This is a genomic window from Pseudomonas marginalis, from assembly GCF_001645105.1.
Lineage (GTDB): Bacteria > Pseudomonadota > Gammaproteobacteria > Pseudomonadales > Pseudomonadaceae > Aquipseudomonas > Aquipseudomonas petroselini.
This window is the reverse complement of record NZ_LKEG01000044.1, coordinates 387,245-394,792: the sequence shown is the minus strand read 5'-3', so window position 1 is coordinate 394,792 and position 7,548 is coordinate 387,245. Positions and strand designations below refer to the sequence as shown.

Below are 7,548 nucleotides of genomic sequence, written 5' to 3'. Positions count from 1 at the left end.
AAGCCAGTTGCTAAAACGGCTGCTGCAAAACCAGCCGCCAAGCCAGCCGCTAAAACCGCTGCTGCGAAACCAGCTGCCAAGCCAGCCGCTAAAACCGCTGCTGCGAAACCAGCTGCCAAGCCAGCTGCTAAAACGGCTGTTGCAAAACCAGCCGCCAAGCCAGCCGCTAAACCGGCTGCTGCAAAACCAGCCGCCAAGCCAGCCGCTAAAACCGCTGCTGCGAAACCAGCTGCCAAGCCAGTGGCTAAACCGGCTGCTGCAAAACCAGCCGCTAAGCCAGCTGCCAAACCTGCTGCTGCAAAGCCAGCCGCCAAGCCAGCCGTTACCAAACCCGCTGCCGCAAAACCCGCACCGGCCAAGCCAGCAACACCTGCTGCCGCCCCGACAGCGTCCACCGCTCCAACTGCACCGGCCAGCAACACGTCTGCACCGGTAGCGCCAAGCACCACCCCAACCAGCGCTTCCTAAGCGCTGGTGGCCACGACGCGCAGCCGCTGCAGCGCGTCGTGGTCAAGGTTGGCGGCATCCTCAGCCGCCAGTCCTTCCAGCCACAGTTGCTGATTCATCGCTTCGCCAGTCGGCCACGTTTGTGCCAACGCTTCCAGTCGCATCAACAGCTGCCGTTCGGCGTCCAGCTCCAAAGCCTTGACTCGCTCGCGTAATCCCGCCAAATCCTCATCCTGCTGCGCCATGGCGCGCCATTGCATGCGTACGCGTCGTAGCGGCTCGATCACCTGTGCCTGCCAGGGCCTGGCGATTTGTTTCAGCGCCTGTATGCGCTCGGCGGTCACTGTCACAGCGCGCTGCTCCAGCCAGGCGCCACACAGCAACAGGCACACATCCGCCCCTTGCTCCTGCAAGCGCAGGCAAGCGGCTTCGACGTCCGGGCGGGCGTAAGTCGAGAGGGCAAAGCTCCACAGGTCAGCGTACATATTCACACCCAAGCCAGCGGCCAACGAAGCTGGTAGACTCCGCCGCCATTATGATCCGACTTCAAAGCCTAACATTACAGCGTGGCCCGCAACGTCTTCTCGAAGACGCCGAGCTGACCCTGCACGCCGGTCACAAAGCCGGCCTGATCGGTGCCAACGGTGCCGGCAAATCCACGTTGTTCGCCCTGTTGCTGGGTGAGCTGACCCCGGACTCCGGGGACTGCTTGCTGCCGGCCGACTGGCGTATCGCCCATATGCGCCAGGAGATCGACACCCTGGACCGCATCGCGATCGACTACGTGCTCGATGGCGACCTGCGCCTGCGCCAGGTGCAACACGACCTGGCCGAGGCCGAGAAAGCCCAGGATGGCGCCGCTCAGGCCCGCCTGCACTCGGAACTCGACAGCGCCGACGGTTACACCGCCGACGCCCGCGCCCGCAAGATGCTCGCCGGCCTTGGCTTTACCAACGAACAGATGGACCGCCCGGTCGCCGACTTCTCCGGCGGCTGGCGCATGCGCCTGAACCTGGCGCAGGCGCTGATGTGCCCCTCGGATCTGCTGCTGCTCGACGAACCGACCAACCACTTGGACCTCGATGCGATCCTGTGGCTGGAAGACTTCCTCAAGAACTATCAGGGCACCTTGCTGCTGATTTCCCACGACCGGGACTTCCTCGACGCCGTGGTCGACAACATCGCCCACGTCGAACAGAAGAAAATCACGCTCTACCGGGGCGGCTACACCGCATTCGAACGCGCCCGCGCCGAACGCCTGGCCCAGCAGCAACAGGCCTTTGAAAAGCAGCAGGCGCAGCGTGCGCACATGGAAAGCTATATCGCCCGTTTCAAGGCCCAGGCCACCAAGGCCCGCCAGGCCCAGAGCCGGATCAAGGCCCTGGAACGCATGGAAGAGCTGTCGGCGGCCCACGTTGATTCGCCGTTCGACTTTGTGTTTCGTGAGTCGGCGAAGATCTCCAGCCCTCTGCTGGACTTGTCAGATGCCCGCTTGGGGTACGGCGACAAAACCATCCTGGAAAAAGTGAAGCTGCAGCTCACGCCAGGTGCGCGCATCGGTTTGCTCGGCCCTAACGGTGCGGGCAAGTCGACGCTGATCAAGAACCTGTCGGGTGAGCTTTCGCCCCTGGCCGGGCGCTTGACCCGTGGCGAGAACACGGTGGTGGGCTACTTCGCCCAGCACCAGTTGGACTCCCTCGACGCCAAGGCCAGCCCGTTGCTGCACTTGCAGCGCCTGGCGCCGACCGAGCGCGAGCAAACCCTGCGCGACTTCCTCGGTGGTTTCGACTTCCGTGGCGCGCGCATCGATGAGCCGGTGCTGAATTTCTCCGGCGGCGAAAAAGCCCGCCTGGCCCTGGCGTTGATCGCCTGGGACCGCCCGAACCTGCTGCTGCTCGACGAACCGACCAACCACCTGGACCTGGAAATGCGTCTGGCGCTGACCATGGCCCTGCAAGAGTTCAGTGGTGCGGTACTGGTGGTGTCTCACGATCGCCACTTGCTCAAGAGCACCACGGATAATTTCCTGCTGGTGGCGGACGGTAAAGTCGAAGAATTCGACGGCGACCTGGATGACTACGCACGCTGGCTGACGGATTACCGCCTGCGCAATGCGCCGGTCAGCAATACCCCGGTCAACCCCGACAAGACTGACAAGAAAGCCCAGCGTCAGGCTGCCGCTGCGTTGCGCCAACAATTGGCGCCGCACAAGCGTGAAGCCGACAAGCTGGAGGCCGAGTTGGGCAAGGTGCACGAGCGCCTGGCCAAAATCGAAACCAGCTTGGGCGACAGCGCCGTCTACGAAGCCGCCCGTAAGGACGAGTTGCGCGACCTGCTGGCTGAACAGGCCAAGCTCAAGGTCCGCGAAGGGCAATTGGAAGAGACTTGGATGGAAGCCCTCGAAGTGCTGGAAACCCTGCAAGCGGAGCTGGAGGCGCTGTCCTGATGGAAGCGTTGCAACTGCCACTGCCGGCGCAATGGATCGAACCCGTGTGGATCGGCGTGCAAATCCTGCTGATTCTGCTGGCCGGCTACCTCGCCCAGCGTTTTGTTGCCAAAGGCCTGACGCGCCTCGGTGAGCGTTACCCGTTCCCACCGCAATTGTTGATGCCGCTGCGCGGTGGCTTGCGCTGGCTGATCATGGGCAGTGCGCTGATCTTTGTGCTGGGTCGCCTGGGTGTGTCTGCAACGGTGTTGTGGACGGCGCTGTCGGGGTTTGTCGCGGTGGCGGCGGTGGCGTTCTTCGCCATGTGGTCGGTGCTCTCCAACCTGCTGTGCGCCATTCTGATCTTCACCGTCGGGCCGTTTCGCCTGGGTGACATCGTCGAGTTGGTGGACACCGTCGACAAACCGGGTGTGAAAGGCCGCGTCGTGGCGATCAACCTGCTCTACACCACGCTGGTCGAAGTAGCGGAAGCCGGAACCGACAGCGCGATGGTGCAAGTGCCCAACAGCTTGTTCTTCCAGCGCTCGGTGCGACGTTGGCCAGGTACCCATGTGTTTCCGGGCGACCGCTAGCAGTCATCCTGTAAAAATCTATAGCCATTCTTTGGTCGGCGGAGTTAGTTTAAGGCACAACAGCAAACTCCCTCCTGAGGTGTGTAATGGCACTCGATACGTGGCTGGCCTTTTTCCTGGCCAGTTGGATCATCTCCCTTTCCCCTGGCGCCGGCGCCATCGCCTCGATGTCCAGCGGCCTGCAATACGGTTTCCTGCGTGGTTACTGGAACGCCATTGGCCTGCAACTGGGCCTGGCGATGCAGATTGCCGTCGTTGCTTGCGGCCTGGGTGCCATTCTGGCGACGTCGTCCACGGCCTTCTATGTGATCAAATGGTTTGGCGTGGCGTACTTGGTGTACCTGGCTATCAAGCAGTGGCGCGCCTTGCCCATGGACATGACCGATGACGCGGCGGTGCGCCCGATCGGCAAGCCGATGGCGATGATGTTCCGGGGCTTTCTGGTCAATGCCAGCAACCCCAAAGCCTTGGTATTCATGTTGGCGGTGCTGCCGCAGTTCGTGAACCCGCAGGCGCCGCTGCTGATCCAGTACCTGATCCTGGGCGCGACGATGATCTGCGTCGACATGGTCGTGATGGCAGGCTATACGGGGCTGGCGTCGAAGGTGTTGCGCTTGTTGCGTACGCCTAAGCAGCAGAAGCGTATGAACCGCACGTTTGCCGGGTTGTTTGTGGGCGCTGCGGGTTTCCTGGCCAGCTTGCATCGTGCTACCGCGTAACTGAAAAAACTGAATCAAAAATGTGGGAGGGGGCAAGCCCCCTCCCACATTTGGTTTTGTGTTGTCTGTGAGGCTTAGGCTCAGCGCAGAATCTTCGGCGCTTCATCCCTTGGCAGGTTATTGCGCAGTGGCGGTTGGCCAGGGTCTTGATACCCGCCACCCAACTGTTCCGCCAACTGCCGGGCCACATCTTCACCCAAGGCTTTCGACACTTCCTTCACCACGCGCGGCCGGTTCAGGCTCACGCGTACGTCACGGCTGTTCACCAGCTTGGTGTCCTGGCCTTCACCCATGGCGGTAAACGCCGAAGTGATCTCGTAGGTGCGCGTATTGATCAGGCTGAAATCCGCCACCAGCGTCAGGCCCAGCACCGCCGAGTAGCTGTTGGTGTGGTCCAGGGCGTTGATGTCCTGGGTGAAGTCGATGTCTGACAGTGTGCCGAACAGCACATAGTCGGCGCCCTTGAAATTACCGGCCTTGATGCGTTTGATCACGTCGTAGACGTCACCCTTGGCATCGGCGGTGTAGGGCGTGCCCTGCACCAGTTGGAACTGTCGGGACTTGAGGATCTCGCCCTTGATATCACCGCTGAATTTACGCAGCTCGGTCTGTTCGATGTAGCTGGTACGGCTTTCGTACTCGCTGTAGTTCGACGCCCCACTGGCGTGGTAAGCGCTGGCCTGGAAGTTGTTGCTCGCCGAAACCTGGTGGATGTATTCCTCGACCCGCGCCTCGTAGGCCAGGTCGGTCACCGCGATCTTCGGGGCGGCCGAGGCGCCGAAGGCACACAGCAGGCCGATCATGCCGATCCATGCACGCATTGCTTAGCGCTCCGTGGTTTTGCGGATTTCTTTTTCGTCCATCCATTCGGCCAGGCCGCTCTCGACGTCAATCAGCTGCAGGCTGAATTTGTAGAACACGTCCTTGTAGTCCGAGCTGCGCTTGACGATGGAGCTGATGGAGCCTTCCAGGCGGTACTTGGCGGCGACCATATTGCCGGTCTTGCTGACGGTGGACTTCTTGTACAGGCCGCTCTGGTTCTGCAGCTTGAGCTGGTCGACCTGGCTCTGCATGTCGGTGTTGTCGCTGGCAAAGCGTGCGGTGCCGGTCTTCATCAGTTGGGTCTTGATCGACGTGGTGATTTCACGGGTGTCGATGTACTCACTGGTCTTGTTCTTCACGTCGTATACCTGCACCACCGGACGGCCTTGCAGGATGCCGGACTGAGCCAGGGAGCGGGTCATGCTTTCGGCGATCATCTGCAGGTCGGTGGAACCGAACTCATTGGTCACCAGTTCCACTGCCTTGGTATCGCCGTAGCTGATGTTTTTACCGCCCAGTACCGGGGAGGTGTTGGCGCAGCCGCTGGCCAGGACGGCGACGACGGCAAGGATCGAGAAGCGTGCAAACATTGGGAATTCTCTCAGCAGCAAAAAGGATGGACGGCTCAAGGGGTTTTCACTTCAAGACGGAAGTCCGCCGCCTGCGGCACATTGGCAATCGCAGGCAGGAAGGTCGCCTGGTTGGCGTACAGGTTCAGCACTTTCCAGGTTTCTTCATCGCCCACCGGGAAGCCGTCGGCACCCAGCCAGGCAAAGCGGTAATACATCATCTGGTTGCTGCTGGTGATGTTGCTCAACTGAACCTTGGCGGTGAGGAAGCCGTTCTCGCGGGCCACGCGGATGGCACCGACCGCGATGCCCTTGAACTTGCCCATCACCACGATTTTGCTCGCGGCGCTGCCAGGCTCCGGCGGCGGCGGGGTGGCACAGCCGGCCAGCAGGACCAGCGCCAGGGCGCCGAGGATGAAATGACGCATAACGTGCTCCTTAAGGTTGTTTGAGGGCGATGGCCTGGTTGGCGGTGTTCGGCTCCACGTGGGCGGCCAGGCCGCCGGCGAATACCTGGTTGCCGACCACGCGCAGGGTGATGACCTGATAACGCTGATCGGCCTTTACCGTCACCCGCGTGCCGCCCAGGGCGTTGGGCAGGCTGACCTGATGCTCGCCATGCTTGAGGCGCAGGCGGGTCACCTGGGTCAGGTCCGGCAGGGTACGCCACGTGCGGGTGTCGGCGCCTTCGGTGATGGCCGAGGCGATACCCAGCACCAGGCCCGCCATGGGGTTGGTCTTGTTCAGGTTGTTTTGCGCCACGCCACGGGTGACCGCACGCACGGTGGTGCGCAGGATGATCCCCGGCATGTCATCGCGCAGGGCGCGGCGGGACATGGCCGTGGTGCTGTTGAGTGCAGTGAGGTTCTGTTGCTGGCCGTCGACGCCAATCTGCGCGAAGGTTGCGGTGGACGTATCAGCCTTGATCACCGGGAACGACAGCGGGGTGATCACCAGGTTGCCATTGATCGGGATCGGCAGCGGCAGGCGAATAGAGTCGCGGGCCGGTGCCAGGCCGCTCTGTACCACGATCAGCACGTCGGTTTCATCGGCGCCGACCTTGGATTTGTCCAGGTCCAGCAGGGCCTTTTCCAATAATGGCGTGTTGGGGCGCAGTTCAACGGCCTTGCGATAGCCGGGTGCCGCCAGGTCTTTTTCGCCGAGGGCTTCGTAGACAAAGCCAGCCAGGTAATGGCTGAACGCACTCTGGTAGCTGTTTTTCAGGCCGACCACTTCCGGCGCGTCCAGGGTTTCCACCGGGTAGCCGCGCAGGTCTTTCATCTGGGTGGTCACGCCTTCGCGCTGGGCTTCGTCCTCGCGCTTGAGGTATTCCTTGTCCCGCAGGTCGGCGATCACGGCTTCACGTTCATGGGTCTTCTTGATTTCGGTGCGTGCGCCGTTGAAGTCGTTCAGGGCCAGCAGGTTCAGGGCCATCTGCGTGGTCAGCATGACCTTTTCGTAGTCATAGCCTTCGTAGCGACGCACCTTGTCATTGGCCAGGAAGCTGCCAAATTGGGCGAGGTACCTGGCGCTGTCGAACTTGACCGACTCTTCCCACTTGTAGACTTGCAGGTCGGCGCTGCGCCAGGCGGTCTGGCTGCCGGTCAAGTCACCCTTGGCACGCAGCAGCTCGCCCTTTTCGAAGAAATAGAGCAGGTCCTTGTCGTCGCCGGTGTTGTTCTTTTCCAGCAGGGTCAGGGCGGCGTCGACATTGCCGGTGGCCAATTGCTGATTGGTGGCTTGCAGCTCGGTATCGTAGCTGCGGAACATCGAGCAGCCGGACAACAAGGTCACCGCCGCGAGCGCGAGCGAGGGTAAGGCGCGAAATGCCATGCAGACTTCTTCCCTGAAAGTATCAACCGATGTGGTCATTCCTCATAAAAACAAGGAACGAAATTCCCTTTCGCACTAACAGGGCGCGGCATTATAAGCACCATTACTGGCAAAACAATGGCTTTTTGCCCCGACGAAGT

General features: G+C 61.5%; 9 protein-coding genes. 4 read left to right on the top strand and 5 right to left on the bottom strand.

Going from position 1 to position 7,548, the window contains the following annotated elements:
• The coding region (locus AO064_RS30965; RefSeq protein WP_208602914.1) for a hypothetical protein at positions 1 to 468 on the top strand (468 nt) is incomplete at its 5' end.
• Here AO064_RS30965 and AO064_RS20010 read toward each other — a convergent pair.
• Positions 465 to 932 carry a TIGR02444 family protein gene (locus tag AO064_RS20010; protein WP_064054394.1) on the bottom strand — a complete coding sequence of 156 codons (468 nt, stop codon included), beginning with the start codon at positions 930 to 932 and terminating at the stop codon, positions 465 to 467. The two genes, AO064_RS30965 and AO064_RS20010, sit on opposite strands and share 4 nt — an antisense overlap.
• A gap of 50 nt (positions 933 to 982) precedes the next feature.
• Between AO064_RS20010 and AO064_RS20005 the strand changes: the two genes are divergently transcribed.
• The 3 genes from AO064_RS20005 to AO064_RS19995 all read left to right on the top strand — a co-directional run bounded on the left by AO064_RS20005 (position 983) and on the right by AO064_RS19995 (position 4,184).
• Complete coding sequence (locus tag AO064_RS20005) at positions 983 to 2,893, top strand: ATP-binding cassette domain-containing protein (RefSeq protein WP_015886483.1); 1,911 nt, start codon at positions 983 to 985, stop codon at positions 2,891 to 2,893.
• Complete coding sequence (locus tag AO064_RS20000; protein WP_015886482.1) at positions 2,893 to 3,465, top strand: mechanosensitive ion channel family protein; 573 nt, start codon at positions 2,893 to 2,895, stop codon at positions 3,463 to 3,465. The genes AO064_RS20005 and AO064_RS20000 overlap by 1 nt, the downstream gene beginning before the upstream one ends.
• An 86-nt stretch (positions 3,466 to 3,551) precedes the next feature.
• Positions 3,552 to 4,184, top strand: a complete 633-nt coding sequence (locus tag AO064_RS19995; protein WP_015886481.1) for a LysE family transporter — start codon at positions 3,552 to 3,554, stop codon at positions 4,182 to 4,184.
• An 80-nt stretch (positions 4,185 to 4,264) separates the two neighbouring features.
• Here AO064_RS19995 and AO064_RS19990 read toward each other — a convergent pair whose 3' ends face one another.
• The 4 genes from AO064_RS19990 to AO064_RS19975 are packed head-to-tail and all read right to left on the bottom strand — an operon-like array spanning position 4,265 to position 7,408.
• Positions 4,265 to 5,005, bottom strand: coding sequence for a hypothetical protein (locus tag AO064_RS19990; RefSeq protein WP_064054393.1), 741 nt, complete (start codon positions 5,003 to 5,005; stop codon positions 4,265 to 4,267).
• A 3-nt stretch (positions 5,006 to 5,008) separates the two neighbouring features.
• Complete coding sequence (lpoB, locus tag AO064_RS19985; protein ID WP_015886479.1) at positions 5,009 to 5,596, bottom strand: penicillin-binding protein activator LpoB; 588 nt, start codon at positions 5,594 to 5,596, stop codon at positions 5,009 to 5,011.
• Between the two features lie 35 nt (positions 5,597 to 5,631).
• Positions 5,632 to 6,003 carry a YcfL family putative periplasmic lipoprotein gene (locus tag AO064_RS19980; protein ID WP_015886478.1) on the bottom strand — a complete coding sequence of 124 codons (372 nt, stop codon included), beginning with the start codon at positions 6,001 to 6,003 and terminating at the stop codon, positions 5,632 to 5,634.
• Positions 6,004 to 6,013: 10 nt separating this feature from the next.
• A complete protein-coding gene (locus AO064_RS19975; protein ID WP_064054392.1) occupies positions 6,014 to 7,408 on the bottom strand; it encodes a COG3014 family protein in 1,395 nt (464 codons plus the stop codon).
• Positions 7,409 to 7,548 lie beyond the last annotated feature (140 nt).